At 39.1% G+C, this 25,636-nt stretch carries 35 protein-coding genes; 2 read left to right on the forward strand and 33 right to left on the reverse strand.

Annotated elements, in window-relative coordinates:
- Positions 1-43 precede the first annotated feature (43 nt).
- The 30 genes from ACVWYN_RS13140 to ACVWYN_RS13285 all read right to left on the reverse strand — a co-directional run bounded on the left by ACVWYN_RS13140 (position 44) and on the right by ACVWYN_RS13285 (position 20,747).
- Entirely contained in the window at positions 44-1,135 is a 1,092-nt protein-coding gene (locus tag ACVWYN_RS13140; protein ID WP_457289322.1) for a hypothetical protein, read from the reverse strand.
- Between the two features lie 144 nt (positions 1,136-1,279).
- On the reverse strand, positions 1,280-1,720 hold the full coding sequence (locus tag ACVWYN_RS13145; RefSeq protein ID WP_457289323.1) for a JAB domain-containing protein: 441 nt from the start codon (positions 1,718-1,720) through the stop codon (positions 1,280-1,282).
- A 198-nt stretch (positions 1,721-1,918) separates the two neighbouring features.
- The gene (locus tag ACVWYN_RS13150; RefSeq protein WP_457289324.1) at positions 1,919-2,371 is read right to left on the reverse strand and encodes a hypothetical protein; all 453 of its coding nucleotides are present in this window, start codon (positions 2,369-2,371) and stop codon (positions 1,919-1,921) included.
- Positions 2,372-2,689: 318 nt separating this feature from the next.
- Positions 2,690-4,213: a hypothetical protein gene (locus ACVWYN_RS13155; protein ID WP_457289325.1), complete on the reverse strand. Its 1,524-nt coding sequence runs from the start codon at positions 4,211-4,213 to the stop codon at positions 2,690-2,692.
- Complete coding sequence (locus ACVWYN_RS13160) at positions 4,200-4,790, reverse strand: hypothetical protein (RefSeq protein WP_457289326.1); 591 nt, start codon at positions 4,788-4,790, stop codon at positions 4,200-4,202. The genes ACVWYN_RS13155 and ACVWYN_RS13160 overlap by 14 nt, the downstream gene beginning before the upstream one ends.
- Complete coding sequence (locus tag ACVWYN_RS13165; protein WP_457289327.1) at positions 4,787-5,059, reverse strand: hypothetical protein; 273 nt, start codon at positions 5,057-5,059, stop codon at positions 4,787-4,789. The genes ACVWYN_RS13160 and ACVWYN_RS13165 overlap by 4 nt, the downstream gene beginning before the upstream one ends.
- Positions 5,052-5,624: a hypothetical protein gene (locus ACVWYN_RS13170; protein ID WP_457289328.1), complete on the reverse strand. Its 573-nt coding sequence runs from the start codon at positions 5,622-5,624 to the stop codon at positions 5,052-5,054. The genes ACVWYN_RS13165 and ACVWYN_RS13170 overlap by 8 nt, the downstream gene beginning before the upstream one ends.
- Positions 5,611-6,294 carry a hypothetical protein gene (locus ACVWYN_RS13175; RefSeq protein WP_457289329.1) on the reverse strand — a complete coding sequence of 228 codons (684 nt, stop codon included), beginning with the start codon at positions 6,292-6,294 and terminating at the stop codon, positions 5,611-5,613. The genes ACVWYN_RS13170 and ACVWYN_RS13175 overlap by 14 nt, the downstream gene beginning before the upstream one ends.
- A 54-nt stretch (positions 6,295-6,348) precedes the next feature.
- Positions 6,349-7,137 carry a hypothetical protein gene (locus ACVWYN_RS13180; protein WP_457289330.1) on the reverse strand — a complete coding sequence of 263 codons (789 nt, stop codon included), beginning with the start codon at positions 7,135-7,137 and terminating at the stop codon, positions 6,349-6,351.
- 40 nt (positions 7,138-7,177) lie between these two features.
- Complete coding sequence (locus ACVWYN_RS13185; RefSeq protein WP_457289331.1) at positions 7,178-7,429, reverse strand: hypothetical protein; 252 nt, start codon at positions 7,427-7,429, stop codon at positions 7,178-7,180.
- Between the two features lie 203 nt (positions 7,430-7,632).
- Positions 7,633-7,827 (reverse strand): hypothetical protein, encoded by a 195-nt coding sequence (locus tag ACVWYN_RS13190; RefSeq protein ID WP_457289332.1) that lies wholly within the window; start codon positions 7,825-7,827, stop codon positions 7,633-7,635.
- Between the two features lie 10 nt (positions 7,828-7,837).
- On the reverse strand, positions 7,838-8,383 hold the full coding sequence (locus ACVWYN_RS13195) for a hypothetical protein (RefSeq protein WP_457289333.1): 546 nt from the start codon (positions 8,381-8,383) through the stop codon (positions 7,838-7,840).
- 21 nt (positions 8,384-8,404) lie between these two features.
- On the reverse strand, positions 8,405-8,878 hold the full coding sequence (locus tag ACVWYN_RS13200; RefSeq protein ID WP_457289334.1) for a hypothetical protein: 474 nt from the start codon (positions 8,876-8,878) through the stop codon (positions 8,405-8,407).
- A gap of 46 nt (positions 8,879-8,924) precedes the next feature.
- A complete protein-coding gene (locus ACVWYN_RS13205) occupies positions 8,925-10,046 on the reverse strand; it encodes a hypothetical protein (protein WP_457289335.1) in 1,122 nt (373 codons plus the stop codon).
- A 65-nt stretch (positions 10,047-10,111) separates the two neighbouring features.
- Positions 10,112-11,413, reverse strand: coding sequence for a S49 family peptidase (locus ACVWYN_RS13210; protein ID WP_457289336.1), 1,302 nt, complete (start codon positions 11,411-11,413; stop codon positions 10,112-10,114).
- A gap of 45 nt (positions 11,414-11,458) precedes the next feature.
- Positions 11,459-11,935: a hypothetical protein gene (locus ACVWYN_RS13215; RefSeq protein ID WP_457289337.1), complete on the reverse strand. Its 477-nt coding sequence runs from the start codon at positions 11,933-11,935 to the stop codon at positions 11,459-11,461.
- Between the two features lie 108 nt (positions 11,936-12,043).
- Entirely contained in the window at positions 12,044-12,514 is a 471-nt protein-coding gene (locus tag ACVWYN_RS13220; protein WP_457289338.1) for a hypothetical protein, read from the reverse strand.
- Between the two features lie 675 nt (positions 12,515-13,189).
- Positions 13,190-13,471 (reverse strand): hypothetical protein, encoded by a 282-nt coding sequence (locus ACVWYN_RS13225; protein WP_457289339.1) that lies wholly within the window; start codon positions 13,469-13,471, stop codon positions 13,190-13,192.
- Between the two features lie 282 nt (positions 13,472-13,753).
- A complete protein-coding gene (locus ACVWYN_RS13230; protein WP_457289340.1) occupies positions 13,754-14,140 on the reverse strand; it encodes a DUF2528 family protein in 387 nt (128 codons plus the stop codon).
- Position 14,141: 1 nt separating this feature from the next.
- On the reverse strand, positions 14,142-14,303 hold the full coding sequence (locus tag ACVWYN_RS13235; protein WP_457289341.1) for a hypothetical protein: 162 nt from the start codon (positions 14,301-14,303) through the stop codon (positions 14,142-14,144).
- Between the two features lie 73 nt (positions 14,304-14,376).
- Entirely contained in the window at positions 14,377-14,622 is a 246-nt protein-coding gene (locus ACVWYN_RS13240; protein ID WP_457289342.1) for a hypothetical protein, read from the reverse strand.
- Positions 14,623-14,832, reverse strand: coding sequence for a hypothetical protein (locus ACVWYN_RS13245; RefSeq protein WP_457289343.1), 210 nt, complete (start codon positions 14,830-14,832; stop codon positions 14,623-14,625).
- On the reverse strand, positions 14,829-15,122 hold the full coding sequence (locus ACVWYN_RS13250) for a hypothetical protein (protein ID WP_457289344.1): 294 nt from the start codon (positions 15,120-15,122) through the stop codon (positions 14,829-14,831). Before ACVWYN_RS13250 ends, ACVWYN_RS13245 begins: the two co-directional genes overlap by 4 nt.
- Positions 15,123-15,128: 6 nt before the next feature.
- Positions 15,129-17,540, reverse strand: a complete 2,412-nt coding sequence (locus ACVWYN_RS13255; RefSeq protein WP_457289345.1) for a hypothetical protein — start codon at positions 17,538-17,540, stop codon at positions 15,129-15,131.
- On the reverse strand, positions 17,533-18,657 hold the full coding sequence (gene dnaG / locus ACVWYN_RS13260; protein ID WP_457289346.1) for a DNA primase: 1,125 nt from the start codon (positions 18,655-18,657) through the stop codon (positions 17,533-17,535). Before dnaG ends, ACVWYN_RS13255 begins: the two co-directional genes overlap by 8 nt.
- Positions 18,658-18,825: 168 nt before the next feature.
- On the reverse strand, positions 18,826-19,206 hold the full coding sequence (locus ACVWYN_RS13265) for a hypothetical protein (protein ID WP_457289347.1): 381 nt from the start codon (positions 19,204-19,206) through the stop codon (positions 18,826-18,828).
- 207 nt (positions 19,207-19,413) lie between these two features.
- Entirely contained in the window at positions 19,414-19,692 is a 279-nt protein-coding gene (locus ACVWYN_RS13270) for a hypothetical protein (protein ID WP_457289348.1), read from the reverse strand.
- 2 nt (positions 19,693-19,694) lie between these two features.
- Positions 19,695-19,940, reverse strand: a complete 246-nt coding sequence (locus ACVWYN_RS13275) for a hypothetical protein (protein ID WP_457289349.1) — start codon at positions 19,938-19,940, stop codon at positions 19,695-19,697.
- 4 nt (positions 19,941-19,944) lie between these two features.
- Complete coding sequence (locus ACVWYN_RS13280) at positions 19,945-20,490, reverse strand: response regulator transcription factor (RefSeq protein ID WP_457289350.1); 546 nt, start codon at positions 20,488-20,490, stop codon at positions 19,945-19,947.
- A gap of 2 nt (positions 20,491-20,492) precedes the next feature.
- Complete coding sequence (locus tag ACVWYN_RS13285; RefSeq protein ID WP_457289351.1) at positions 20,493-20,747, reverse strand: hypothetical protein; 255 nt, start codon at positions 20,745-20,747, stop codon at positions 20,493-20,495.
- A 131-nt stretch (positions 20,748-20,878) separates the two neighbouring features.
- On the opposite strand from ACVWYN_RS13285, the gene ACVWYN_RS13290 reads away from it, so the two are divergent.
- Both ACVWYN_RS13290 and ACVWYN_RS13295 read left to right on the forward strand, forming a co-directional pair.
- Entirely contained in the window at positions 20,879-21,226 is a 348-nt protein-coding gene (locus ACVWYN_RS13290) for a hypothetical protein (RefSeq protein ID WP_457289352.1), read from the forward strand.
- Positions 21,227-21,233: 7 nt separating this feature from the next.
- Positions 21,234-21,710 carry a hypothetical protein gene (locus ACVWYN_RS13295; RefSeq protein ID WP_457289353.1) on the forward strand — a complete coding sequence of 159 codons (477 nt, stop codon included), beginning with the start codon at positions 21,234-21,236 and terminating at the stop codon, positions 21,708-21,710.
- Between the two features lie 651 nt (positions 21,711-22,361).
- Here ACVWYN_RS13295 and ACVWYN_RS13300 read toward each other — a convergent pair.
- The 3 genes from ACVWYN_RS13300 to ACVWYN_RS13310 all read right to left on the reverse strand — a co-directional run bounded on the left by ACVWYN_RS13300 (position 22,362) and on the right by ACVWYN_RS13310 (position 25,625).
- Entirely contained in the window at positions 22,362-22,886 is a 525-nt protein-coding gene (locus ACVWYN_RS13300) for a sigma-70 family RNA polymerase sigma factor (protein WP_457289354.1), read from the reverse strand.
- 189 nt (positions 22,887-23,075) lie between these two features.
- On the reverse strand, positions 23,076-24,158 hold the full coding sequence (locus ACVWYN_RS13305) for a Gfo/Idh/MocA family oxidoreductase (protein ID WP_457289355.1): 1,083 nt from the start codon (positions 24,156-24,158) through the stop codon (positions 23,076-23,078).
- 12 nt (positions 24,159-24,170) lie between these two features.
- On the reverse strand, positions 24,171-25,625 hold the full coding sequence (locus ACVWYN_RS13310; RefSeq protein ID WP_457289356.1) for a Gfo/Idh/MocA family protein: 1,455 nt from the start codon (positions 25,623-25,625) through the stop codon (positions 24,171-24,173).
- Between the last annotated feature and the right edge of the window lie 11 nt (positions 25,626-25,636).

Genomic DNA, 25,636 nt, shown 5'->3' on the forward strand with positions numbered 1-25,636 from the left:
GTTTAGAAAAGGGAAACTTTCCTCGGATAAGGTTACAGAGATTTTAAATCTCGCTGGATTTAAAGTGGTTCAGCAGGAGCTTTGGCAAGGTTGCGATCTTATTAAATAATGTTGCTCGTGGCAGAGCTGGCTTTAGATCATATTTAACCAAAGTCTTAAACCAAGCCATTAAATGTTCATTTTGTTGTTTGAACTTCTCAGAATCTTCTTTTAAAACCTTATTAAATATTATTCTCAGAATTTCATCCAAGTCTTTTGAAATCGACAGAAGGAATGCAATACTAGCATAAGAATTTTTAAGCGGTTGTCCATGTACGTATTGGGACCGCACTTTATAAGCCTTGTTCACCAGTTCGTATGTCTTCTGAATCTTTGACTCATCCCCCCCTAGGTAAAAGGCAGTTCTTTCAGTTATTTGTTTTGTTACTCCAGTCTGCTGTATGGTAAATAATGCCTCTAATATTGCTATATAGAATGAAATTTTTTGAGGAAGAAAAGAATTAGACCGAGCATGGAATAAAAATAGTAAAGCCCTTATAATTCTATTTATATTCGAATTATAAGCAAGATAATTTGCTCGAGATGTTAAAGAGAAATTTTCTTTATCAAAAACTGGCAAAGCGGCCTCCTCGATTAATGCTTCCGTGATCTGATATTTTAGCATTAATTCATTTATTAAGGCTAGTTCACTCAACTCAGCCGCACTAAACTTCACAGTTTGGTATAATCCTGAAGAATTGCTTATCATCTTATCCCGGGTATCGATTTTTATAGCTTTTGTGTCAACGTTAAACAAGTGATTTTTCAAACAATAGACACTGCAGTCTTTCAGGAACCATAAGTTAAAAAGTAAAAAACTATTTAGACAACCATTAATACTATGCGCAACCTCACTTGAATTATTTGATCTAGTGAATGCATCAAAATTTTCAGTATCACCTTCGATATAAGCCGTATAGGACTTATATATCGTATCCATCCCAATCTTACCAATTTCTAAATCAATTTTTTGGGTTTGTAGAAAACGAGCGACTTGCTGAGGGCTTTTCGTAATTGTAAATACTCCAAGTATGAAAACTTTAATATCTCCATCGAAATCGAAATAAAGTATTGACGCTAACGACCTAACTTTCATATGCAGCAATGTAAAAAAAATGTACTTACCACAAAGGGAAAAAGCCTTTTCTTTTGCTTATTTTCTTTCAGGCGACTGAAAAAAGAAAAGAAGTTAGACACAAAAAATCCCGCGATCAGCGGGATTTTTTGGCTTTTTGAATTTTTACATTAGCCCCTCATCACCAAAACTATAATAGCTATCTTCTGCTAATATGAGGTGATCTAACAAAAGCAAATCCATAAATTTCCCTGCATCGGTCATTTTCTTTGTTAGGCTGATATCTGCCTGACTGGGTTTTAGATTTCCGCTTGGGTGATTGTGGGCAAGTATTATAAATGAAGCATTGGCCATGAGTGCCGTTTGAAAAACATTTTTAGGATCAATGACCGTTCCAGAAGTTCCGCCACTGCTAACGGTGGCTATTCCTAAGACTTTGTTAGACCTTGACAAGAGCAAGAGTTTGCAATGCTCTTTGTAATGAAGATCTTCTCCCCATTGGGCAAGAAAAATGTGATAAGCATCTTGACTTTTATTAATTTGAGGTTGAGCGCTTAATTTTTGTATCGGCTTATAATTTATTGTGATTTCCGCTAGTTGAAACATTGGGTCTGGCATTATGAGTTTAAAAATTGGTCGAGTTCAAAATATAGTTTTTCGGGATTATCAAAGGCTAACTGTTCGGCGTAGCCATCCCAATAAATTTGGTCAAGGAGTTGAAAGAAATCTTCGTACATTGCATTTTAAGAATAGATTGAAAATTAAAACGCCTCTTAGCTCCAACTTTGAGGCGTTTTTTTTTTGTTAGTTAGGCAATTGGATTTCTGATTCGATCTCCGATAATTTAACAGCCATTCGGCCAGTTAAAAATTCAATAACATCTTTAATCAATGTCGGGTTACGAAGATTAAACTTTCCTGATTTGTCGTCAGTGATCACTAGCGAACAACCGTTATAGTAGCTATTCGGGTCGGTGTCCAAATCTTCTACTTTTTGCGCAACAGCAAAAGAGTTTAGCAGATCAATGTAAAGGTCAAGACGGTCACGGTGTCTTTTTTTCAGGTGAAGCTCTTCGATCAGCTTCATAGTTTCATCCAGACTAAGACCTTTCTTAATTTCTGAACTTAAAAGGTCGTAGTCAGTTACGGGAATGTGTGTCGCTCCTGGATTGGCAACGATTGTTAAAATTGTTTCGGCTTTTTCGGTTGGCAATCCTGCTACTTTAGCAGAATTAACTTGGTTTCTTCCTTGTTTCATAGTATAAATATAAGAAAAACTCCTTTAAATATCAAGGACTTAAGCAATTATTTAATGATTTTTTGCACTTTTTTTGCCTTAAATTTTTGTCTCAAAAATCCTGAGAAATTTTAGCATAAAATTTTGAATTAGAAACCGTTAACAGATTTGAGACTTTTTTACAGTCTCAAATTTGTCTAACAGCCCCCCCGCCTGCCCTGTGGAAAACCCGCAATTGCCCTTTTGGGCCCCTGCGGTATATGATTGGGACCCCTAGCAACACAAAACGCCCCCCACATAGTGTAAGAGGCGTTTTTCCATAAAGATTTGCTACTTCGGTCAGCTTCCGATCCGTGCTCGGGCCATTCCATTGCCCTTTTGGATAGTTCGGGCACCATACTTGCCAATACCAAGCGTATCATGGGCATCAGAGAAGTGGGTAGTACTCCTCTGGTCTATCTTTCTATTCTTCTCATCCACCTTACGCTTCTCGAATCCATTACGGCCCTGTATAACATCCGCACCATTAAGAGAAATGATCAACCAATGGCAATGGTAGCGATTGTACCTGAAGCGCGGCAGATTGGGATGATCACCAGCATGCGCCATATTCCAGAACTTATATCGGTCATCATGCGAAGGCTGCTGACCGATATCTTTTTGTATTACCGTCCAGCCACGGCCACGCATTACCCGGCACACAATCTTATAGTACTCTTCAACCCTTGGATCAGTTCCTTTGGCCGTATGATCATACCAATATATAAATGTTTTATTACGGTGGAACCTGTAATAAGTACACCACATTACGATCAGATCCTCGAACTTACTTTTCTCATCAATGGACATACCGGAGAGGAAGTCAAAGTAAGCACCATCTTTACTCTCCTGACCTGTGACAATACCATTGAACCAGGCGCCGTAATCCAGCGCACCTTCCAATGGACTATCCAAATCAATATCACCATCCTGCAAACAGTTCATTTGTTCGAACGCCTCGGCAGTATAGCCGCTATGTTTATCGATATTACCTAACAGATAATCATTATTAAATGCTACATAAGAATGGATTCGATCATCAAACCTCGGGTAAAACCCACCTATTATCTTTTTAGGCCGTATGTTTTCGATCTCGATATCATATTCAGATGGCGCAAGTATTCTACGCTGATCTTCGAACCAGTCTGGAGGTAGATTGTGCGCATTAATTCTGGAAGGACCAGCCAACCACAGATAGATCTTAGGAAACTCTTTGGCTAACTTCTCATAGTTGAATATCCATTCAGCACGGCGGATTCTTGGCATTGAGCAAAGCAGTGTCAACCGTCTGTAGGTCTTATTTTTTTTGAAGCGCTGGTATTCACCACGCATAGTTGGAATGACCTGAGACTCGAACTTACCCTGGTCAATATCTTGAGCCTCGTCAACAATGCCGGCACTGTAGTTACCACCTCTGGAATTGGTATCCTGAGATAAGAAATCGAAGACAGTCCCATTATAAAAGAACATGGAATGTTTTGGATCTAGTGGCGGCTCGAAGGCTTCAGGCCAACCCCAAGACTTTGGAGGATATCGCCCAATGAAATAATGGAGATCTTTGTGGAACCCCAGAATTGCTAGGGCTTTGATTGTTGAGGGCAATGTCCTAGTTAGGATCTGCTGATAGGTTTCTCCAAGAATAAAGTTCTTAGAGCGGGGCATATCATAAACAAGGTTGATGATCTCTATGGCCACGATAAAAGATTTACCACCACCACGACCAACCTGAACTACCCTAATGCGCTGCCAGGCAATTTTCAACAGCAGCTGCATTAAATTGAACACAACCTTTACCTTTTCGATAACCGCTTTAATCAGCTCCATTATCGTCCTCCTCGGTTTCAATGGTGGCTTCTTCAGCATGGGTGCCCATAGCATCCACCATTTGAGTAAGGTCTATGCTTCCACCTTTGATCATTGCTTCCAATAAAGAAACTGCAGCTGGAGGGAGATTGACCTCATAAGTATTTTGCTGCAGTAAGTCGAAGCGCGGAAGATCCGGATCCACTAGATTTACTCCATTAATCTTGGCAATGGCAACACCACCCTTAATCATGGCATCCTCATTATTTTTCATTCTGGCAATGCCAATACCATCGCGAACGATCTCGGTTGCAAGATGTTTTATCCCATCCTTTGTTGCTTTGGAGATATCCCCAAATAGACTTATGGCATGACTACAATCCCGATAGGCAGTTGCCCTGCTGATACCAGGGAACCGCTTCATTAAAATTGCTGCAGAGTCGGAAGTACTGGTATAATTCCGCTGAAGCGTGAAAGCTTCATTCCACCTGGATAGCATGATTTGCTCATGCTCAGTAAGCGTTGATACATCCCCTTCAGGATCTTTATAATAGGCTACAATCCGCTCGTAAGAGGACATTTTCCCAAGCAGCTTCATAATGTTTTATGATCATTTAAGAATGCTGTTTCGGCTATTTTGCTTTCAATGGCCATGGCCGGAGAGCTCAGCTGCTTGCTTAAAGCAATAACGCTGCTGTTGTATTCCGCTTTACGCATATACCGGCCCTTTAGAAACGCCTGGTGCACCGGATGTAGCTTATCCTTCAGATCATCAATTTCAACACCTGTAATGATGGCAATTTCAGCTATCAGTAAGTACTTATACGCGAAGTCTGTGACTTCCTGAAGTATTTCCGGGCTATACATTAGCAAACTCCTCCATAATCCAATTAATAGAGTGATCAGCCAAAAACATATCCCTGAGTATTATTCCAGTTTCCTTCCTCGGGTTGGAGGTCATATTTGCAGAACCCATCAGGGTAATTTTATAACGCTCACCTTCAACTACCAATAACTTTGCATGGCATTTAAGGAGTCTTAAATTTTTAAAGGCTGCCAATGCTTCCTGGAAAAGCTCCGGCTTGCGGTTTCTAATACCCTGGTCGAATATGGCATAGGTATTTTTTATAATGCCATTTTGCTGCCAGTACTGGAAGCGTCTTATTGCATCAGAAGATATCGCCCAGCTGGAGAAATAAACATTAGCGGGCCCAGTCTTTTCAAGTAAATACTCGAGCACATCAATATTACTCCAGGCACCATCAGTAACATAGAATAAAGATTGCCACTGGTCTATGTTACCAATAGCCTTTTGCAAAGCATCTTTCTTTTTATCTGTGATAAAAGAGGTTTTACCCACTTCAACGGCCAAGGAAAGGTAAGAAGCAACTTCCTCCATTTCTTTTAGATCGGCACTTTTAAACAAACTCATTACCCAGCCTTTCCCTGACTTTCGCCAGTCTGTCTTCCCTAAACTTTAACCTGGCTGAAGCTTTCAGCTTTAGTCCGGGTTTGGAAGTGGTAAGAATTTGAGTTTTGTCTTTGCAGATATTGCTCATCAAATTGCCTTGCTCCCTGAGGAGCTGCGCATGAGAAAGTCCGGCGATATCGATAATTTCTGCTTCTACCGCAATCTGTTTAATTTCACCTGTATTCTGCCATGCATCAATTGCTCCCCATGATTCCTGTACGTGATCCATGTGATCAAGCAATTCAAGCGCAGCCGCCAAGCGATGATCTTTACTATCCATTACCCGGATAACTTCAAAAAGCTTTCTTGCCTGAGCAAAGGATTTATTTTTATTATCCCTGATATCGATGATGATGTCCGGAGCGGACTTATAATCAAAGACGGGTTTACCTGGAGAAACAATGTCTTCAGGAATATATTCGCCAATAACAATTGGAATAGGCACCAGATCTTCCCTGAGGTTTAATTCCTCAAGGGATTTTTGAAGTTTGCTAAAATGATATGAGCTGCTGCCACTCCTAAGAAGTGCCAAGGTAACCTGATTGGTACCGTACTGTTCGTATATCAATAAACCCTGATCGTATTGCCTGTCAGGGTTCGTTAGCCATGTTGTGAGAGACGCAATTGCCATAATACAAAAGTGGCAATTGCTGGTTTATTAGTAAACGACAAAGAGTTAACTTTATTAACTAGGAGGCCGTAAACCACCCATCAAAGCACTATCATTATTTTTAATAATATCTTCAAGACGTTTAATACGATTAACTTGTTCTAGAATGGTTCTATCTTGAGTTTTAAGTTGACCAACAGAAACATCTAAGTCTTCCTGTGCTTTAATCAATAATAACTGAGTTTTTTGAGATTGATCTTCAGATGAATGAATCTTACTTTGTTGAGCAATTTTATCCTTTTCTAAAGTTTCCACAGTCTCTTTCAGCCCTTCAAGTCTTACATTAAGTGTTCTTATCACTTCTTTATGACCTGCTTCAACATCCAATAACTTCAATTCTGAAGCTTCAATCTGTTTTTCAAGATCATTGTTTTGTTGCATAACTTGATTCTCAGAGGTAAGCAATGCACGATAGTTATCTTTCTCATCTGCAAGTTGTTTTTTTAACTTCATATACCGCACTGGCGAGATTGGTGTGGTTTCATTAATTAATAAAATCCGAGTGTCTCTCTTTGCAAGATTTTTAGCAAGGTATACCTTTATTTCGGTGGTAAGTAATGGCACCAAAAAAGTATATATCAAAGCAAATAAAAACGGGAAAATGAGCATATTTTCAACGTTATATGTATCTGCAATCAAGGCAATGAAGGAACGATGTGTGTCTAAAAGAAGTTCAGACTGCTTGTAAAAGATTAAACCAACTGGAATTTGATAATTAAGTATTATCCATGATATGACAAATGAACCTGTGAACGGATTGGATATTCGATCCTTAAATTCATCATATATTTCCTTTATTTCCATAGTAGTTAATTTTCTCTAAACTATGAAAATAATTCATCAATTAAACCGGATTTACCAGCCAATAATACTTGTTATTGAACTCATTGCGCTCATACCTAAAATTAAGCTCTTCAAATATCTGGAAGATCTTCTCTGTGTTATCAAAGTAACCTGGTAAGGCTACATTTATGGCTTCTATCAATTGATCTGAAGTAAGCGGCATAGTGCAAAGCTGCCAATTCTGTGCAGGCATATAGATTTGTTCCACTCTTTGAAATAAAACACTGTCCGGGAATCTTTGCTGCTCTGACATAAAAAATAACGGTAAGGCCTGCAACTGAATGTTTATACCACTCATCGGCCGTTTTTTGCCTAAGCATTATGACAAGCCCGCGCCTTACCGTATAACAGAAAAGCGAGTGGTAACAATAAAATTCAGTTGCATGGCAAACTTAATAAAAAAAAGCCGACCACAATGGGCCGGCTTCAGGTTGAGAGCGAAAATTCAAAGGACATTTAGACAGAGGCCGGGGCGATCTGCTTTTTCTTGAGTACCAGGTGCGGAAACTTTGCTTTGTAAAGCTGATCAGCTTCAGGAAGGGAAATCTTTTCGAAATCCACTTCACCAAACTCAGCATAGTAATGTTTCCCGATCTTTATACCGGTAACTTCATATTTCTTGGCAACAGCCGGCAACAACTCTTTTGACATATCAGTTCAGTTAAGCACCAGGTGCAAGAATGGATGCAAGAGCCGTAGTATAAATCGGAGCAGGAGTTGCACTGGAGGCTTTAAAAGTCAAAACAGACTTACGGCCATCAGCTATCTTCTTTCCGGAAGTAGACTCGTCAGATTCCATATAAGCAGGATCTTCAAGAGAACCCAAAATCCTTACTTTTTTGTTTTTCTCTGCTACAGCGAAAACAATATTTCTATTTGCTGAAGCTGCTTTAAAACCTAAGAACAAAGACTCATTACCTGGGAAAGAAATCTCAAGCATATTTTCATATCCTTTACCATCCCTTGGACCAACTAGAGTAGATTTTAATTCACCTTCTTCAACAGTGCAATACAATTCATTGAACTGCTTGCCAGCTTTCATGACGATAGGATTGGCAAATTCTACTAAACTTGCGAAAGTAGTGGCGGTTTCAGGATCCGCTAAAGATGGGAACGAAAGGATATCATCTACAAAAGCGTAGAAAACCTTTGTTAAGCCGGCAGGATTATACCTGCCTTGTGGCCATTGTACTGCGACTGCATTCATTATTTGAGAGCGTTAATATGATTAGGATTTAGTTATTTCGACCAAAGCTCCAGAACCGAGCTTTACCATTTTCTCTAGCTGAGGTTTGTCCTTACTCAACTGTTCAGCGGTTTTTTTAGAACCATCATACGCGAAAACATCGCCAATAAGTGTGTAGTTTTTTCCACCAACAACTACCACTATACCATCTTTGCCGAATTTCTCCTGCAGGTCCATTTTAGTACCAAGTTCAGTTAATTCTTCAATAGCCTTTAAGGTATCAGATTTGGAGGCCTCCAATTCATTTCTAAGTCCGGCAATTGTACCAGTTAACAAGACAACCTGCGAATTTAAATCAGTCAAAGCAGCTGATTGTTTATCCAAGGTTTCCTTCAAAAGAACACCCTTATTTTTGATGTCTTCTTTTTCCTGAACTTCCTTCTGGTAAGCTTCATTAATGCCGGCGATGTACTTAATGGCCTCAGCCAGGTCGGTAAAATCTTTTATAAGTTTCATTTAAATAGAGTTAAGCCCTGGGCAGAAGCCCAAGGCGATTAATGATTTAGGTTAAGGCAACGTCAGTACGATAGATCAAACCGTTATTCCAGAAACCAATTCCTTTATGGAAATCAGTCAAAGCAAGAACTTGGCGTTTGGAAACTTGAACATCGAATACACCCTGGTTTTTAGGGTTTTTATTAGCTACGATTCTATTTTCTGGAATTGTACTCCAGATAGACGTATGTCCCACCATAGAAGGAAGTGCCTGGATTTTGATGTCAAAGTCAGCCATTTTCATTAAATCAGCTTCCTGAGCATAATGAAGGTTATACTTCGCTCTCATACCTTGTCTGAATCTCAGACCAAGAGTGGTACTCATTGCGTGAGCATCCATCTTATCACGGATTAGTTCGGGAATGTTACCAGTATAGTCTTCCAAGTATTCCACAAACTGAACTGGATCAGTAGGTGCAGCGCCCATCGTCACTATGTTTATTCCTGGACCTTTTAGCTTTTCTTTGATTCCATTCATTGCAGCACTGGCAACTGAGGGCGTTCCTGGGATAATAGCTAATTTTTTACCATTCCAGATTTCGTATTTCTCCAGATCTTCCCAGTATTGAGGAATAACTAATTCTTCCAACCAATATTTTACGATTGGACAATCAGCAGGCTTTAATCCATTTAAAGCCAAAAAGCCTAACCACGTTTCCATCAAATCATGCGGAATGATATCGGCATCGATCTTCAGGTGATCAAGAATTATGGGTTGTGGCGTAAAGGTCGTGTCTCCAAGCGGAGTAAATGCGGACTGGAATGCCTGTAACACTCGCGTAATGGTAGCATTCGCCAATTCTAATCGAGTTGAATCGGTCAATCTATTGGTAAAGAATGCTTCAGTAACAGAAGGCTGGAAAATCTTTTTCCGTAAATCTTTCAACGATTGGGATCCGGCCTTGTAAAACGCACCATATTCAGTCACCAGGTCAGTAACAGTAATAGTTGCCAATGTGCCGGTAAGATTAATACCTTTTGGCATTAAACTGAAAGCGGCGAATAAAGCGCCGATCAGGGCGACGTAAAAATCCGAGGCTCCTGCAGTATATGCAAGCGTTGCGCCCATACAGAATGAGGCAGCTAGTCCGCCGGAAAGCTTAAAAGCGAGAATTAATAAATTTTTCATTGATTTGTTTTGAGAGGTTAAAAAATGAGAGCGTTAATTTAGAGAGCGTTAATTATTATTTACCGTTAGCTGTTTAAGTATGCCTCAGCAGCTTTATTGTGTGCAAGATTGGAGATTACATCATCATCTTCTTTTCCAGGATCTACAGGATCTTCTTTACCCAGGGCTTTTACATGAGTAGCACCAGGAACTTTACCGAGGGCTGATAGTTTACCTTCAAGTTCACTTACTTTGCTTTGAGAAGCTGTCAAATTTGTATTGGCAGTTTCTAAATCCTTTTTAGTCGTAGCCAATTTTGTTGTGGCTTCTGTAGCTTCGGTTATCATCGCTTCAGTAACTATTGTTGCATTAGTTACACCAGCTGCTGTAAGTTCGGCATTAGCCAAATCCAGTTGCTCTGAAGAAAGACTTTCTTTTCCGGCCAGAGCTTCAATATTTTTAGTTTCCATTTTTGAATTGTTACTTATTTGTTGTTTAGTACGTGTAATTGATATTTTTCGGAGATGATCAAAAACCTCATTCATTGGTTTTATTCCTGTGATCATACCCATTTCGGTGGCCGTTTTGGCATTGAATACTTTACCAGTTTCCCAGTCGTCGGATTTAAGCTGTGCTAATCTATTATTGCGAAAACCGTCAACGAAGCTTTGGGCTAATCCACCAACCTCTTCCTCAACCATAGAGGTATCGCCATCAATAGCCATTCTATAAGAAAGGTTTTTGTCTTTTGATATTTTTGGGTATACTGTACGAATTTTGTACCCATCGTTTTCATATTTACCCCTTGGATCGACTATTGTCTGATAAGCTCCAATGCTACCAAAATCGCAAAATTCATCAGCTGCGAATATCTCATCGTGACCTGAAGCGATCCATGCACCAGCACTACAAGCCTCACCAATAATTATAGCTGCTGTTGGTTTATCTATCTCCTGAATAAATTTGGCTGTTTGCGGTGTTCCGTCCGCTTGACCTCCAGGAGTGTCTAAGATAGAAGCATATCCAACAACATTTGGAAGAGAAGCCATTAAGCCAATCCATTGCTGTCTTTGGATCATTCCAGGCTCTCCGCAAGACCCCATATATTTAATCATAGGCCCGATGAATGGAACCACAGCGATACTCCCCGGTAATGCATTATCTGGTTGAAAAACCATTTGACCTCTGAAAAAAGCAAATGCTTCTCTCCTTTGCCCATCTGGTCCTACAAAGAATGGATTCTCAAAATCACCATTGCCGTTTAGTAACGAAGATCCCAAACTGGATCCATTAAGGACACTAATAGCAAGAGGCATACTGCTGAGTGCGTAACTTTCATCAATAAGCCATGATCCTCTTAAAAGAGCAGATAAAAATGGATCTAACATAATACAAAAGTCTAGATAGAAATAGAGCTGATAAACGACAGCATATTAAATATTGTAGGCTGGAGCACTACAAATTGACTCTCCTAGGAACTCAAACTGATATCCTTTGCTATCAGACCTTGCGGATCCGCTTTTAAAAGTATAGCTAAATATTAGCGGCTGTCCCTGGGTACCGGCTATTCTTAGTTCATTTTTTGCGTTATAGAACTGTACACAGAATGGAAGACCGGCCATAGTGTTCAATAAACTATTCAGCTCAGGAAAATCACCAGGAACAAATCCGGAAAGGTGACAGGTAAAGATTACCCCATTATCAGAATCCTTTGCTTCTTCGTTATACTCAAGGGTTTCAGGCGTAGCATATCCATTTAACCAAGATTTACCGGGTTGCAGAACAATAGCCGAAGTGATCACTCCTTCAGATATTGGCGGTGCGACTGAGATATGAAAAGATGGAATGAACTTAAAGCCCTTCAAACCTCCAAGGTTTGATAGTTTTTTGGTAGGGAAATTGCTAATCATATCCAAAGGAACAATCTATTCCCTGGCTGATAAACGACACTAATATTCTTAAAAGCAGCCCAAATCGGTTACCGACAATATCGTGGTAACTTTTTGAAAAATAATTTGCTAATTCATTCTGTACTTAGGCATCCTGAACTTGTTCCGTTCCCACATTTTCTCCAGGGTTTTAAAAGGAAGATCATCTTCAGAAATATCATAGCGTTCACGGAATTTTATCAACTGTGCTTTAAGCTCACCCTTTCTACCGGTAAGGGATGGGGAAACAGCGGTTAGCATCTGGTGAATAAAATCTTCCTGGAGGAACTGGTTAAACCAGTACTGCTGGCGAATCCCTATGTTAATGCCATAATTCCGCTCGTAATGTTCCGGGATGGAAAGCATTAGTTTCAATGGCCGAACTCCCAGGGTATATTTCTTATCCTCAGCAACGATTTGCGTTTTATGTTTTAAGCAATTAATAAGGAAGCTGGTATATCTATTTTTATGAGATACCGTTAGGTGTGGTTCTATTTCGCAATAATGCGCGAGATAGCTTCGAAGAAATGGTTTGATAGAAACCGGTAAAACAAATATCATCCCTGGTGTTTGGTTTATGTTCAAATTTAACTAAACTTTTTGGTATCGCTGCCGACATCTTTTCATCTTCAAACATCGTTTTTCTCAAAATTATTCCATGGATGATATACTTTGTAAAAAAGCGCTCCACTGTTCCTAACTGTTCCAACTGTTCCTAAGTGTTCCTAATGCTTTTTTTAGCACTAATCTTACTTTATTATACTTTAAATACTATATTAGGAACAATATATACATTAGGAGCACTTTTACACGATTTCCTGACGGAAACGAAAAATATCAAATATTTAGTGCTTACCTTCCTTTAAATGTGTTTAAACGCGCATGATATAATTCAGGTGTGATAAAATCCAAATTTCAAGAATTTACAAGCTCCATTGAAAATAGGGTGTTTTCCTATAGGACTCATTAGGAACGTTAGGAACACCCTACCAGAAATGCATGATTTTATAAAATGCTGGAGAATAAAAAAAGCCTTGCAGATGTGCAAAGCTTTCAAAGGGGACTAAAATATTATAATTAACTATTTCCTGACTCTATCCGGAATTACAAGCGGTCTTTTGCTCGTATCGGGATATGGCCTACGCTTTTGAGTGGGTCTTACATTTTCCGGTAAATAATATCGCTTTTCGCAGCTGATCAGGATGGTGACAATAGCAGCTATCAAAATTATTTTTTTCATATTGATTTTTTTATACTTTTTTCAATTATCGAAATCATCTCTTTGGATTTATTAATTGCTTCTATGGATTCTTTGAATTTGAAATCATCGCCATTCACCAAGCCATGAATAATAAACTTACCTATGCAAGGCCTATAGTATTCTTCCTTAGTTTCAAAATTCATCATGAGCCGCGCCCGTTCTTTACCAGATTTTAGCATTATAGAATTTCTTTCCTGTTGTGTAACACCTCTTTTAAGCTTTTTGTCCCAACCAAAACTTACTGCTTGTACAATCATTATTATTCCTGGTTAAATATTAATTTATAAATTTGCCCTTGAGCGTTAATTTAAGATTGAGACGGGGATGCAAGGAGTTGCATTCCCGTTTTGAGTTTTAATGTTCCTTTTCAATATATTCTGACTCTGCAAAATAGTCCGCAAACTTTACAGGTACTGTCTTTAAATGGATAGATAAATCATAGTTTTTAGAAAGAAAAGCATCAATTAAAGCATTCGAAATTTCTTTCTTCGTCGTTATTATAGAACTTGATAAAACGACTTTTACAGGTTGCTTACCGATCATATAATCTCCTCCACTTTAAAATCATCAATACTAAAATCTACATCTTCAGTATCAACCAACTTGAAACCATAACCGCCATCTGGCTTATACCAGCCTTCCATTTCCTCGAATTTTTCAATGACACCGGCAACAGTGAGATTATCTTCAGCCTGGATATACATGATAGCCTGAGCAAGCATTTTTAGAAAAGTCTTTAAAACGTCGCCACCATTTTCTTTAAGTCTTGTAGCGCCATTGGACCAGAATAATATCATTTCCTTCATACCGTCTAGCGTGGTAAATGGCTTATCTGCCTCACAACGCTCCAGTATTAAAAATTCTTCATTTACTTGAACTTCACATGACCATTCGTATTGATATGTTATTGTATATCTCTTCAGCATCTTATTTAGCTTTTGAAAGAAGTTTTACGGCACATTTAAAGCCCTCTTTGAAATCATTTTGCACAGCAGCAGCTGCATCTGGGTTTGCTTTGAATTGATTGCCCAGTACTGATTGAGCGTGAACCTTTGCAGCATCATTTATCTGCTTGGAAGTAATTTTCATATAATTGATTTTTTATGCTCCAGCTGCTGCAACTAACAGCGCCAGAATGATTAAAAGTATAATTGCTCTCATGCTACTGCCCTTCTGGTTCCTTGTCAAAATGATAAACCTGATCACGGGATTTGACTTTGGTGATCGTACTGACTAAATCATCAATTCGCTCACCCAGATCCATACCGACCTGGCGTTTCAACTCCTTAAATAAGTCTGTACATTTTTTGAATAGCAGATCTGCTTCTTCGCCGATCTTGATTGCCTTTTCTTCGGCAATTTTGCCTCTATCTGAGGCCTGTTTAAGTGAATTTGTAATGTTTCCCATTTATCTACTGATTGGTTTAAAAATTCCGTTTGCTACTAAGTCAACTATTTCTCTATAAGGGCGGGTTATTGATTCTGATTTCCCAAGCTCCAGCATATCGATCTCTTTTGGTGGTTCCGTAGAAAATGGATTCACCCGGAGTATCACCCATACCCTATTGTGGCTATCCTGAAACCAGGTTTGCATCATAATTTTTTGAGGTTCTATCATAATAAAATGTATTGTAAATTATATCCAAGTCTTTTTAAGTGCCAGATGTAATACCGGTCACCATCGGGAATTTCTTTGAAAGAACTGTATGGGATATCAATCGTCCAGTGGTCCGGATTAATCTTGTATTTGTTTTTCAGCTTTCTATGAAAATAATAGCGCTGAAGATCGATGGCCAGCTTCTTCTGTTCGATTTCATCCACTGCTATGGCTATTTTAAAGGCCTCCACATTCGCTTCGCTCTTACGCTCAGGAAGATTAAATAACACAAGCTGTTCATTTCCTTTCATACCAGATTAAAATTTCATGGGTTCAGGTTTTGTAAATTCTATAGTATGCACTTCCATGTACCGGTAATCAACTGTTTTCCCTGGCTTAACATCAAGTGACCCAGTAACCTTGACGGCTGTATTGATCTTTAGGTTATTGATTATGCTGAGGTCTTTGAAAAAGCAGCGGGTATAGACTTTCTGATCAATCCTTATTTCCTCTTTATAGTAGTCCTCATTATGTACTATCGTAAATGAAAGCTTCTCTACGTCCAGAACATTGATAGCTGTGGCATCAGCTGATAATTTGCCGGTGACTGAAACCACATGAGATTCGTCTTTTTCATCAAACCGTTCCAGGTTAATTTTCAGCATATCGTAGTCAAAAACAAAAGAACTGGTGTTTGTGCTTCCTCTGCGCCTGCTTCTAAAACTGCCTGAAGGACTATTGCCGATGTAAAATTCCTGGTCCTTCATATAAACCAGAATGGTTTCTTTATCGATCGGCTTCTTATTGATCGCATTCATTTGCTTTTGATAAAGGGTGTGAATGGTATTCAGGCGAATGAAAAGGAGTTTTTTCGGTTCAGAAAACGTCTTTTTAATGGCATCCTTTCTATCAGCAGCTACGGTAACTTCGTTTTTCGTTTCAATTTTGAAGTGAAAACCTTGTTCTATCATATCTTCATCCAAAAGAAATTCCATCATGCTCCAGAAATTGGCTAGCGCATTACTTTCACTGATAATCAGGCTGAGCGATATAATTTGTTGTTTGCAGTACTCAAAAAATTCGTCTTCGGTAAAAGACATTTCAATCTTATCCTTTACCAGTAAGGTGACGGTCATTGCATTTACAAAGTTCTCCAGAATCCGCATTTTAGGAATCAGGTTATCACTGGCCAGGGCTTCCTTCATTTTTACGGTTAGCTCATGATATTTCAGCAAATAATTGTCAGAAAGATACTTCCTATGCACCATGGCCTCACAGCTGAGCGAAGTGATGCCTTCTTTCTCCAGGCGTTTCAATTCGTCGTACCGTTGCATTTGGGCATTGGTCCTTAAATTGTTTTCTGCGAATTTGATCGGGATAGTTCTCTGCAGAATGGCACCGTCATCACTAGTAGTCAAGTACTGGCCAATTATAATAGGGAGGCAACGCACTTCCTGCGTTTCAGAACGTCTGCGCGTTATTGTAGCCCTATTTCTTCCCTCATTATCGTAGGCGCCTTTAAAAGCCCTGGTGATTTCCTCTTTAATGCTGTTTTCGTCAAACTCATTAAACAGCATGGGAACATTTGAAAACCTGCTTAGCCTTTCCCACAAAGCAGGGATGGTGGTTTGATTTAGGTTGAGAGCGTACATATTCATCGTAAACACGCTGGAAATACTCTCTCCGAATTTACTTTTACCGGATTGCGCGGCGCCCACCATATATGGGATTGGACAGTTGTTATTCCTGCTTAAAATCAAGTCCTTGTAACACGCCATTAATACAAAGCAGATGCCCATCATGCCTTTCTCCAGATAAACGTCTGTCATTAACTCGGTCCACTGAGTGAAGGATATCGGCGACTTTGTATAAGTGAGGTATTTATCGTTTTCATAATTTGATTTGTTCTTACGCAAACCCTCCAGCGCCTTGCTTACTCCCATGCTCAGGAAGTTGGTGCCATCTACATCAGCTATGCCGTATTCATCATAGTTAATTACCTTATCCTTATAGATCAGATTGGAATAAGCGAAAAAGCCTTCAGCCTGCCATCCCAAATTGTCGAGTTCATAACAAGGTTTAAATTGCGGCAGGAAATATGCCTTTAGCCTGGTTAAATTTGCTTTTGAAAAATCTTCTGTATAAAAGACACCCTTTTCATTTAGGATGCGTTCGAAACCTTCGGGGCTACTCCACAAGGCACTTGGCACCTCAATAACTACGAGCTCGTAACCATTATTTATTTCTGCCAGTCTTCTGTTCCCGTCTCCGTCCGTTCTTACGTGTGCAATGGCTTTGAATGTGAAGTTGGTCAGCTTTTTAGGTAAGCTTTCTCCAGTTGAAAAATAGATCCCGGTCTTTGTTTTATTTTCTAGATCCAAACGTTGGACAAAACTGTGTTCGTAATAATGTGATTTGTCTACCCATTTCGGCAGCGCATCTTCATTTTCCTTAAGTATCTGTACAGATTCCTCTTTCTTTTTTTCGGTCTCCTTCTTTAACTGGCTGATGATGATGTTCGGCTTTACTGCCATCATCTTGCTGACCTTTTTTACATATTCATCCTGCAGCAGCTCATTGCTCATTTGGTTGAGCATTTCGCATATCGGATAAAGGACCATACTCTTTGCATAGGTATCTTCTCCTGCTTGCTCGAGATATTCAGACACCTTAAATAAAATGGCGTCCTGCTTAAATGTTAAAATATATTGAAGTAAAGTATTAGTCATTGGTGGGTTCGGTCTCTAGTTCTGTGGTGTCTTCAGTTGGGATGGCATGCTTGCGCGCAAATATGTCCGGATCAATATTGGGTTCTCCTTCCTCAGGTTTTGGTAGTAAGCAGATTTCAATTTTAATGTTGTGCTTTACAAAAAGGTTTACAGCTTTCAGATTTGAAGCTTTACCGGCTGAGTCTCCATCACCCATTAGCACGACGTGACCAGTAAATCTTTTGATCAGCAGCACATGACTTTCAGTTATTGCGGTACCACCGGTACAAACAGTATTTGGCGCGCCAAACTGGTGCATACTGATCACATCATAATAGCCTTCTACAATGATTGCAAATTTCAAATCCCGGATTGCCTTTTGCGCCTGGTACAGGCCATAAAGAATTTTTGATTTATTGTAAATCGCGCTTTCCCTACTATTCAGATATTTTGGGATCTCTTTCTTATTTTGTATTGCACGGCCACCAAAACCTACTACCTGGCCACGCTCGTTATGAATTGGAAAAATAATCCTGTTTTTAAATACATCGTTAGAATTACCATTGGTTGTAGAAATCAAACCAAGATCAAAGGCGGGCTGATATTTCCCTTTTTCAATTAGCGATGGGGTAATAAACTTCCATTCATCCGGAGCAAAACCTAATTGAAAATCAATTATGGTACCTGGTAGCAATGCCCTAGTAATTAGCAGTTCCTTTTTAACTGGGTGATCATCACTAAGAGCCAATAGATGCTTGAAATAAACCTTGGCCACACTTTCGTTAACCAGCAAATATTCCTTCTTTTTATCCTTAAGTTCTCTATCAACTGGAGTTTCCTCCTTTTCTTCGACAGTAATTTTATACAATTCAGCGATAAAAAGAATAGCTGTAATAAAATCAACGTTGTTCATTTTCATTACAAAGCTGATCGGATCACCACCAACACCGCACCCAAAACATTTATAGATTCCTTTAGAGGGCGTAACATGGAAAGAACCGCTTTTCTCGTCGTGAAATGGACAGCAGCCGATATAACCTGCGCCGCGTTTCTTTAATTTGATATCTGGATATTGTTCTACAATAAACAGTATCTCTGCCGTTTCCTTAACCTTATCGATAGAATCTTGCGTAATCATGTGCTATTTATTAGTGGTTTGTTTGATTTTCTGTTCGTGAATTTGGGCTGACTTGTAAAGTTCTACTCCAATTTTAAATAGCGATAGCAAGATCATTGCAATCACAATTAACCAGGAGAAATAGTCCCAAAATTTTAGCGGATGATTTGGATATTTTGTCATAGCGTCTTATGCGAACTGGGTGCTTTTGTTCATGGCCTCTTTCAAATCGACCTGCTCCTGCTTCAATGCTCTTGAAACTGCCTCGATAATTATCATCTGGTATTTATCACCAAGCTTTAAATTCAAGCTATCAGCACTGGAGAACTGGACTGCACTTGCAATTATCATATTTTTTGGGAGGGAGGGCCGAATAACCGACTTTATAAAGTGCTCCATAACGTCCTGCCGACTTTCTTCCTTCTGGTCAGAGATATCAAGCTTTATAGATAGGCTTTGGTTACGACTTAACAGTTCTACTGCTAGCTTTTCTATGCCATTTATCAATTCTTCGATCTCTATGATCCTATTGGTTTTATTGGCTAATTCTTTAATTTCCTCGAAATTCATACTATTTTAATTTAGTTGGTAAATTTTCAAAAGGCCCGCCACTTATACTTTACGGGCCTTTTGCTTTGATGATCACTGCGATTTGTAATCTTGTTCCGGAACACCCAAAAGCTTTGTTCCTAAACTACTATTGTCGCTATTGTTTTTGCTTCTTTTGATATTTTGCCAGACACCCTCCTTTCGTATTGGACTCAATTATTAATGCAGTTAATATCCTGGCCAGTACTCGAGGTGCTCCTGATCGTTTAGCATCCAGTGAGTAAAATCAGCACCATCAAGATTTGAAAATTCTGGAATGGACTTAGCGAATGCTAGTGCCTGTGGAAAGTACTTGGTCCTTATGCCATGGTTACCAAATGCTGTAATGTCTAGGGAGGCAAAAATTAGTGCATCACTTAAATGAGATAAACCACTGGGTATCTGCTCACAGATTGCATGCATTTTTTTACTGAGTGCGTTTGCTTCCTCTCTTGTTATCTCTTCCATGGCTAGTTGGCTTTTTTAACATCTTCCCAAAGTTTAACCAAGGAAAACTCAACTGAATATTCCTCCACCAGCATTTTTTCAAGTTCTGCCTTGTGCTCTATTGCTTGAATCAGAAAGCGGTAGTTCCGAAGGATCTGCTGATCATCTTTTAATTTGCCTGCCTCCAGTCTGGAGCGAAGGCTTTTGATGTCTTTGTTTGTTTTTGAAAGCTCTACGAGCATTTCTTGAATGAGTTGTTTTTTTTGCATTTCGTTAAGAATTAAGATTGAGTTTTTGAGCGATCCGCACTAGGTCCGCTTTCCTTGCAGCACCTGTTTTAATGCGAATATTTTGAGTGTGAGAATCAACCGTTGCTTTGCTGATCCCCATTTTATGAGCAATTTCCTTATTGAGAAGTCCATTGAAAGTATGAGTGAGCACTTCAACTTCTCTTTCGGTATATATTGTTAATTGTGATTGCTTGCGGCATAGTTTGCCTTCTGCTTCACATGCGCCACGTTTTTGACAGGATACATATTCACGCTGCAGAACTTTTTGACCAGGTACATAATCTGGAGTTGAATCCAGTTTAGCCTGGTTACAAAATATCCACTGTTTCCTGAATTGATCTTGAGTAACAAGCCCCATCCAAATAAGCCATTCCAGATCTTCTGTAGTAATTGAATTGTCCAACACCTCTAACATCACAGAAGGCGTATTTGGAAAGTCATTACAATGAGCATCAAAAACAGAATGTATTTCCGATTCGCTCGTAAAGAACTCTCCATTTTGACAGATAAGACCTGGTGTAATTTCCATTTTTACAGAATTTGTAAGCTGGTTGCCTTTTCTGAAATCAACTCTCTTTCCTTAGCATTTTCAGTTGCAATATCTAAAGCCATCGATATGACGTCATTATCCCAAGCGTCTTTTTTAGGATTAAGTACGTTACCAATCATTGAAGAACTCAACGTCCTAAATTTTAGGGTTTTGATGCGCCTTTTGATCTCAGCGTTAGATCCATAAGGCAAGGTGTTCCTTAGTTGATCTTTTATTTTTTGTTCTTTCTCAGTCATAATGGTACTTAAATAGGATTGCTTGATGTTATCGTTTTTGTAATATTTGATACAATTATGCAAACTTAATTTAAGGAATGCAAATCATTTTATAAATAATTTATTTAATACAGCACTATAGGTTTGCATAAGTGAAAATAAAAGTTGACGAATTTGTAAGAAATGAGGTAACCAAGTCGGGAAAAACTCAAACTAGTATTGCGAAAGACGTCGGTATTAGCCGTGTTCAGCTGGGGAAGATTTTGGCTCTTCCAGAAATGGAAATGAAGTACGTTTTAGGTATTGGAAATTCTATTAGATACGATTTCTCAAATATATTCCCTCAGCTAAATACAGAAGTAGTAAGTAGCATAGTAGATGGTAATCATTATTTTGAAACAGCTAATAATTTGGAGTTAAGAAATCAACTCCTTGAAATACAGCAAAAATACATCAAGCTTTTAGAAGCGCATGTCGATTTGCTACACAAATTAAAATAGCCACTTATTGGCTTTAAATGAAAAAATGAAAAAAATCTTTTTACCAGCTCTTCTATCTGTTTTAATCCTAGGCTGTACTGTACGTAGACCTCCTGCATTCATTTCTTCATCTGCATTAGACTATACTGAATACCAAAAGCAAGGCTTTTTCTTGTCTGAGTCTAATAGTGTGAGTTTTTCCTATGAACCAATAGCGTCAGTTTCTGCGATTCAATTGTCAGGCTACAAAGTAAAAGGCTCAGGTAATAAGGAAGTGAACGACGATGCTTTCCAAACGGGATATGTTACCCCATATACGGCTGTGACAAAAGAATTCATAAAAGCTTCTAAAGAAGGAGTTCTAAAACAATTAGTAGACGAAGCGAAGTCCAAGGGAGCTAATGCAATTATAAATTTAAATTTTACGGCAAAATTTGCTGTTGATAAGGAAGGATACTCTTATCTGCAAGGCTGGAGTTCCTCTGGCATGGCAATTAAAAAATAATTTTTAGTGCATTCAACCCATTTGTTTCCAGGAAGCGGCAACATTTTTTTATAACATGGTGATACACAGACAGGGTTATATGTCTATTGGGTGTACAGAGATTTATCTCTAAACTAAAGGCGACGTTGCTCCAAACGTCGCTTTTTTTATTAAAAGCATTTTAGGCGTATTTACACTCAGTATACTATAGTACACTTACGGATCAGGATTTTTAGATCAACTAAGTCAAGAGAAAACGCAATAAATAGCCAATTTGCTGCCCCATTAAGCGCTTATGGAGGATGTCCCTGAACTAATTTTCACAAAGCTGTATTGAATTCTCTGATTAGGTTGGTCTCCCACAAGTGGAGTCAATCCTTCATAAACAATGAATTATATAGTTATCGAATATAAGTTTAAAACATCGTTGATACATGTTTAATACATGATTGGGACATCTATGGATGTATCAACCATGTACCAACCATGTATCAACGATGTACCAACCATGTACCAACTACCTTACCATATTAGATTAATTGGTAATAGAATATCTAAAATGGGGCATTGGAAATTAAAATAATCGCTTGCTATACAAATTGCAATTTCACTAAAGAGCAACAAAAAAAGGCCCTTTAGTATCACTTAAAGGCCTTATCAATTGGTTCTTTCTCAAGCTGAGTGCTTATACTGTTGAGCGTACATTTTTAGGTTATTTTTCAAGACCTGTCTTGCCATATGAATCCGGGTTTTTACAGTGCCGATAGGTATGTCAAGCTCCTCTGCAATTTCATGATATTTATAGCCTTCAAAATAGCGCAAGAATGGTACTGAGTATACAGGCTCCAAAACAGAAAGGGCCTTATTGATATCTTCCATTACAAATTTATTCTCACCAAGATTAGCGGATGCACTGTTTTTAAGCTGCGCTGAACTCAGTTCCTCACTTGTATCCATAATACTGTTTTTCCTGGTCACTTTTCGGTAGCTATTTATAAAAGTATTCCTCATTATGGTATACAGCCAACCTTTAAGGTTTGTTCCTTCCTTGTATAAGTTACTGTAACGAATAGCTTTAATCATGGTATCTTGTACCAAATCATTGGCATCTTCAAGATCATTAGTAAATTTTCTAGCGAACAAGTCAAGGGCACTTTTATGTTCACAGATTTCAAGGTTTAAGGCAATGTTGTTCATGATATATTAGGTTAGGAGTTCCTTTTTCGTTAAATCAAATCCTGTACCATCCTATATTAAACAATAAAACCTACAAATAACACGTAATTAAACGTATTGGTATAACGTATTAACACCCAATTTACTTTGGAAATTAAAAACAATACCTGAACAAACCGTTCAGAAAATTGTCCACTCTAATTAAATGCTTCAAAGTTTTACCACCTCACCACTTTTCACAGACTCGTCACATGCAAAGGCAATTTGCAGGCTATTTATTGCATCAAGTGTTGGGTCAGATAAATCAATATTTTCATTTATAGCTTTCAGAAAGTAGCGCTGTTCCCTATTGCAAAGTTCCTGATGATCTGGCTCGTCTGTAAGATCTATCCAACTGTCGGGTGTGGCAAATTCGCCTCGGGAGTTGAGATCTGCATAATGAACTTTTAAAGATTCGGTTTTTGTATGCACATCAATCATATCAGACTTCCCTGCCTGACTAGCTTCTTTAGCTACAATCGATACGGATCCCTTCGGACCAAATACATCTTTTATAAAGAAAGCAGTTTCACTTACCATTGGTCCCCATCCAGCTTCATACCAGCCTACAGAACCATCTTCAAAACGGATTTGGAGTTGCCCATAATTGTAATTCCAATCGGGTATCTCCTCAGTCAGCTTTGCTCCAATTGCATATACCTGTGTAGGCTTTGATCTGGTCATCTGGCACATAACATCAATATAATGTACGGCACAATCAACGATAGGGCTCAAACTATTCATTAAATTTTTATGAACGTTCCATTTAGCACCACTGCTTTGTTGATTTAGATTCATACGCATCACGAGTGGCTTACCCATTTCCTGAGAAACAGCTATAAAACGCTCCCATGAGGGGTGATACCTAAGTATATAGCCAATTAATAACTTTTTCCCTGCATTTTCAGCAGCAGCTGCAACACGTTTTGCTCCTTCTACGGTATCTGCCAGTGGTTTTTCAATAAAAACATGGCATCCTGCTTCAAAAGATTTTACTGCAAATTCTTCATGGGTATCCGGGTAGGTAGAAATGCAAACCGCATCAGGTTTAGTTACTTCAAGCGCTTCATAAAAATCATCAAATAATTGGTATCCACCTCCAAGTTTTTCATTCAGTAGTTCTTTACTTTTGCCGGTTGATACCAGTCCGCATATTTCAAATCCTTCCAGCGTATGGTATGCGGTTGCATGAGAAGCCCCCATGTTTCCGCAACCAACTACCAATATCCTAAGGTCCTTGTTATTAAAAGACATATTTTTTATTGTTTAAACACCTAAGCTCCAACCTTTGCGGTATTCGCGCTTTACAAATTGGTTAACATCATCAAAATTGGTCACTTTCATGTTTACCTTATCCCAAAGCATTTTCATATCCCTGCCTGGAAAGCTGGTTCCACCATCTGCATTTCTTCTCTGCACGTCTGTACCTCTAATGGCCAAATTGGCAATTAATAATGTTTCCGTTAATGGTCCGGCAGTTTCAAATGGCGAACTTAGCTGCATTTTACCATATCCGGCAATAGCAGCCTCTGCAAATTGTGCATAGTGACCATCCTCTTCACCTGGCACACGCGCAATCGTCTCTTTTGTTCTATCAGATTCATTTCGTGAAAGCGGCAAAAGTTTAGGGTTTTTACCATAGGTTTCACAAATCATTTTTCCTTTGGTTCCAACAAATAAAACACCATTATCTCCAAAACGTTCATTCGGACCAAGCTCCTCTGGTCGTTCCGGCTTAATGCCACCGTCCATCCAATGTATTTGCGTATCATCTTTTGATTTACCTGTCTTGTTGAAAGTCATAATCACATGGCTTGATGGCGGACAACTTTCAGGGAAGTAACCCCTTTTAAATTCGTCTACATACACACTGCCTACGCTACACTCCACACTCATTGGTGTATCTAGTCCAAGCACACGAAACGGTGGCTCAACCAAATGGCAACCCATATCTCCAATAGCGCCGGTTCCATAGTCCCACCATCCGCGCCAGTTAAACGGTATCATTTTATCAATATATTCTTTGTATGGGGCACTACCCAACCACAAATCCCAATCCAGTTCCTTAGGAATTACTGCTTTAGCAGTTGGCCAGGCAATGCCTTGTGGCCAAACCGGACGGTCCGTCCAGCAATACACTGTATGCACTTTCCCAATTCTTCCCGCGTCATACCACTCCTGCAATCTTCTTACACCATTTCCAGATGCACCCTGGTTGCCCATCTGGGTAACTACCTTATAACGATGGGCTGCCTCAGTTAACATGCGCGCTTCGTAAATATCATGAGTAAGTGGCTTTTGTACGTACACATGTTTTCCAAGCTGCATTGCAGCCATTGCAATCTGTGCATGCGTGTGGTCTGGAGTTGATACCGTTACCGCATCAATATTTTTCCCCTCCTTATCCAGCAATTCGCGGTAGTCCTTATAATATTTTGCCTTTGGGAAGTTTCTTCTGGAAGTAGCTGCTCTTCTGTCGTCAACATCACATAAAAATGCAACATCCGTTTTACCACCTTTAACTATGTTAGCAATATCACTCTCTCCCTTACCTCCCGCGCCTATCCCTGCAAGTTGCAGGCGATCACTTGGGGCCAAAAATCCCTTTCCACCCAACACATGCCTGGGTATGATTATAAAGCCAGCAGCTGCAAGCGCGGTAGTCTTAATGAAATTTCTTCTTGATTTTTCTGATGCTGAATTTGATTTTTCCTCAGTCATATCGTTCAACT

This window comes from Pedobacter sp. UYP24 (genome assembly GCF_054057295.1).

Excerpts from the sequence above, each read along its gene's own strand:
- ACVWYN_RS13140 (WP_457289322.1), bottom strand. The coding sequence starts at position 1,135 with ATGAAAGTTAGGTCGTTAGCGTCAATACTTTATTTCGATTTCGATGGA.
- ACVWYN_RS13145 (WP_457289323.1), bottom strand. The coding sequence starts at position 1,720 with ATGTTTCAACTAGCGGAAATCACAATAAATTATAAGCCGATACAAAAA.
- ACVWYN_RS13150 (WP_457289324.1), bottom strand. The coding sequence starts at position 2,371 with ATGAAACAAGGAAGAAACCAAGTTAATTCTGCTAAAGTAGCAGGATTG.
- ACVWYN_RS13155 (WP_457289325.1), bottom strand. The coding sequence starts at position 4,213 with ATGGAGCTGATTAAAGCGGTTATCGAAAAGGTAAAGGTTGTGTTCAAT.
- ACVWYN_RS13160 (WP_457289326.1), bottom strand. The coding sequence starts at position 4,790 with ATGAAGCTGCTTGGGAAAATGTCCTCTTACGAGCGGATTGTAGCCTAT.
- ACVWYN_RS13165 (WP_457289327.1), bottom strand. The coding sequence starts at position 5,059 with ATGTATAGCCCGGAAATACTTCAGGAAGTCACAGACTTCGCGTATAAG.
- ACVWYN_RS13170 (WP_457289328.1), bottom strand. The coding sequence starts at position 5,624 with ATGAGTTTGTTTAAAAGTGCCGATCTAAAAGAAATGGAGGAAGTTGCT.
- ACVWYN_RS13175 (WP_457289329.1), bottom strand. The coding sequence starts at position 6,294 with ATGGCAATTGCGTCTCTCACAACATGGCTAACGAACCCTGACAGGCAA.
- ACVWYN_RS13180 (WP_457289330.1), bottom strand. The coding sequence starts at position 7,137 with ATGGAAATAAAGGAAATATATGATGAATTTAAGGATCGAATATCCAAT.
- ACVWYN_RS13185 (WP_457289331.1), bottom strand. The coding sequence starts at position 7,429 with ATGTCAGAGCAGCAAAGATTCCCGGACAGTGTTTTATTTCAAAGAGTG.
- ACVWYN_RS13190 (WP_457289332.1), bottom strand. The coding sequence starts at position 7,827 with ATGTCAAAAGAGTTGTTGCCGGCTGTTGCCAAGAAATATGAAGTTACC.
- ACVWYN_RS13195 (WP_457289333.1), bottom strand. The coding sequence starts at position 8,383 with ATGAATGCAGTCGCAGTACAATGGCCACAAGGCAGGTATAATCCTGCC.
- ACVWYN_RS13200 (WP_457289334.1), bottom strand. The coding sequence starts at position 8,878 with ATGAAACTTATAAAAGATTTTACCGACCTGGCTGAGGCCATTAAGTAC.
- ACVWYN_RS13205 (WP_457289335.1), bottom strand. The coding sequence starts at position 10,046 with ATGAAAAATTTATTAATTCTCGCTTTTAAGCTTTCCGGCGGACTAGCT.
- ACVWYN_RS13210 (WP_457289336.1), bottom strand. The coding sequence starts at position 11,413 with ATGTTAGATCCATTTTTATCTGCTCTTTTAAGAGGATCATGGCTTATT.
- ACVWYN_RS13215 (WP_457289337.1), bottom strand. The coding sequence starts at position 11,935 with ATGATTAGCAATTTCCCTACCAAAAAACTATCAAACCTTGGAGGTTTG.
- ACVWYN_RS13220 (WP_457289338.1), bottom strand. The coding sequence starts at position 12,514 with ATGATATTTGTTTTACCGGTTTCTATCAAACCATTTCTTCGAAGCTAT.
- ACVWYN_RS13225 (WP_457289339.1), bottom strand. The coding sequence starts at position 13,471 with ATGATTGTACAAGCAGTAAGTTTTGGTTGGGACAAAAAGCTTAAAAGA.
- ACVWYN_RS13230 (WP_457289340.1), bottom strand. The coding sequence starts at position 14,140 with ATGCTGAAGAGATATACAATAACATATCAATACGAATGGTCATGTGAA.
- ACVWYN_RS13235 (WP_457289341.1), bottom strand. The coding sequence starts at position 14,303 with ATGAAAATTACTTCCAAGCAGATAAATGATGCTGCAAAGGTTCACGCT.
- ACVWYN_RS13240 (WP_457289342.1), bottom strand. The coding sequence starts at position 14,622 with ATGGGAAACATTACAAATTCACTTAAACAGGCCTCAGATAGAGGCAAA.
- ACVWYN_RS13245 (WP_457289343.1), bottom strand. The coding sequence starts at position 14,832 with ATGATAGAACCTCAAAAAATTATGATGCAAACCTGGTTTCAGGATAGC.
- ACVWYN_RS13250 (WP_457289344.1), bottom strand. The coding sequence starts at position 15,122 with ATGAAAGGAAATGAACAGCTTGTGTTATTTAATCTTCCTGAGCGTAAG.
- ACVWYN_RS13255 (WP_457289345.1), bottom strand. The coding sequence starts at position 17,540 with ATGACTAATACTTTACTTCAATATATTTTAACATTTAAGCAGGACGCC.
- dnaG (WP_457289346.1), bottom strand. The coding sequence starts at position 18,657 with ATGATTACGCAAGATTCTATCGATAAGGTTAAGGAAACGGCAGAGATA.
- ACVWYN_RS13265 (WP_457289347.1), bottom strand. The coding sequence starts at position 19,206 with ATGAATTTCGAGGAAATTAAAGAATTAGCCAATAAAACCAATAGGATC.
- ACVWYN_RS13270 (WP_457289348.1), bottom strand. The coding sequence starts at position 19,692 with ATGGAAGAGATAACAAGAGAGGAAGCAAACGCACTCAGTAAAAAAATG.
- ACVWYN_RS13275 (WP_457289349.1), bottom strand. The coding sequence starts at position 19,940 with ATGCAAAAAAAACAACTCATTCAAGAAATGCTCGTAGAGCTTTCAAAA.
- ACVWYN_RS13280 (WP_457289350.1), bottom strand. The coding sequence starts at position 20,490 with ATGGAAATTACACCAGGTCTTATCTGTCAAAATGGAGAGTTCTTTACG.
- ACVWYN_RS13285 (WP_457289351.1), bottom strand. The coding sequence starts at position 20,747 with ATGACTGAGAAAGAACAAAAAATAAAAGATCAACTAAGGAACACCTTG.
- ACVWYN_RS13300 (WP_457289354.1), bottom strand. The coding sequence starts at position 22,886 with ATGAACAACATTGCCTTAAACCTTGAAATCTGTGAACATAAAAGTGCC.
- ACVWYN_RS13305 (WP_457289355.1), bottom strand. The coding sequence starts at position 24,158 with ATGTCTTTTAATAACAAGGACCTTAGGATATTGGTAGTTGGTTGCGGA.
- ACVWYN_RS13310 (WP_457289356.1), bottom strand. The coding sequence starts at position 25,625 with ATGACTGAGGAAAAATCAAATTCAGCATCAGAAAAATCAAGAAGAAAT.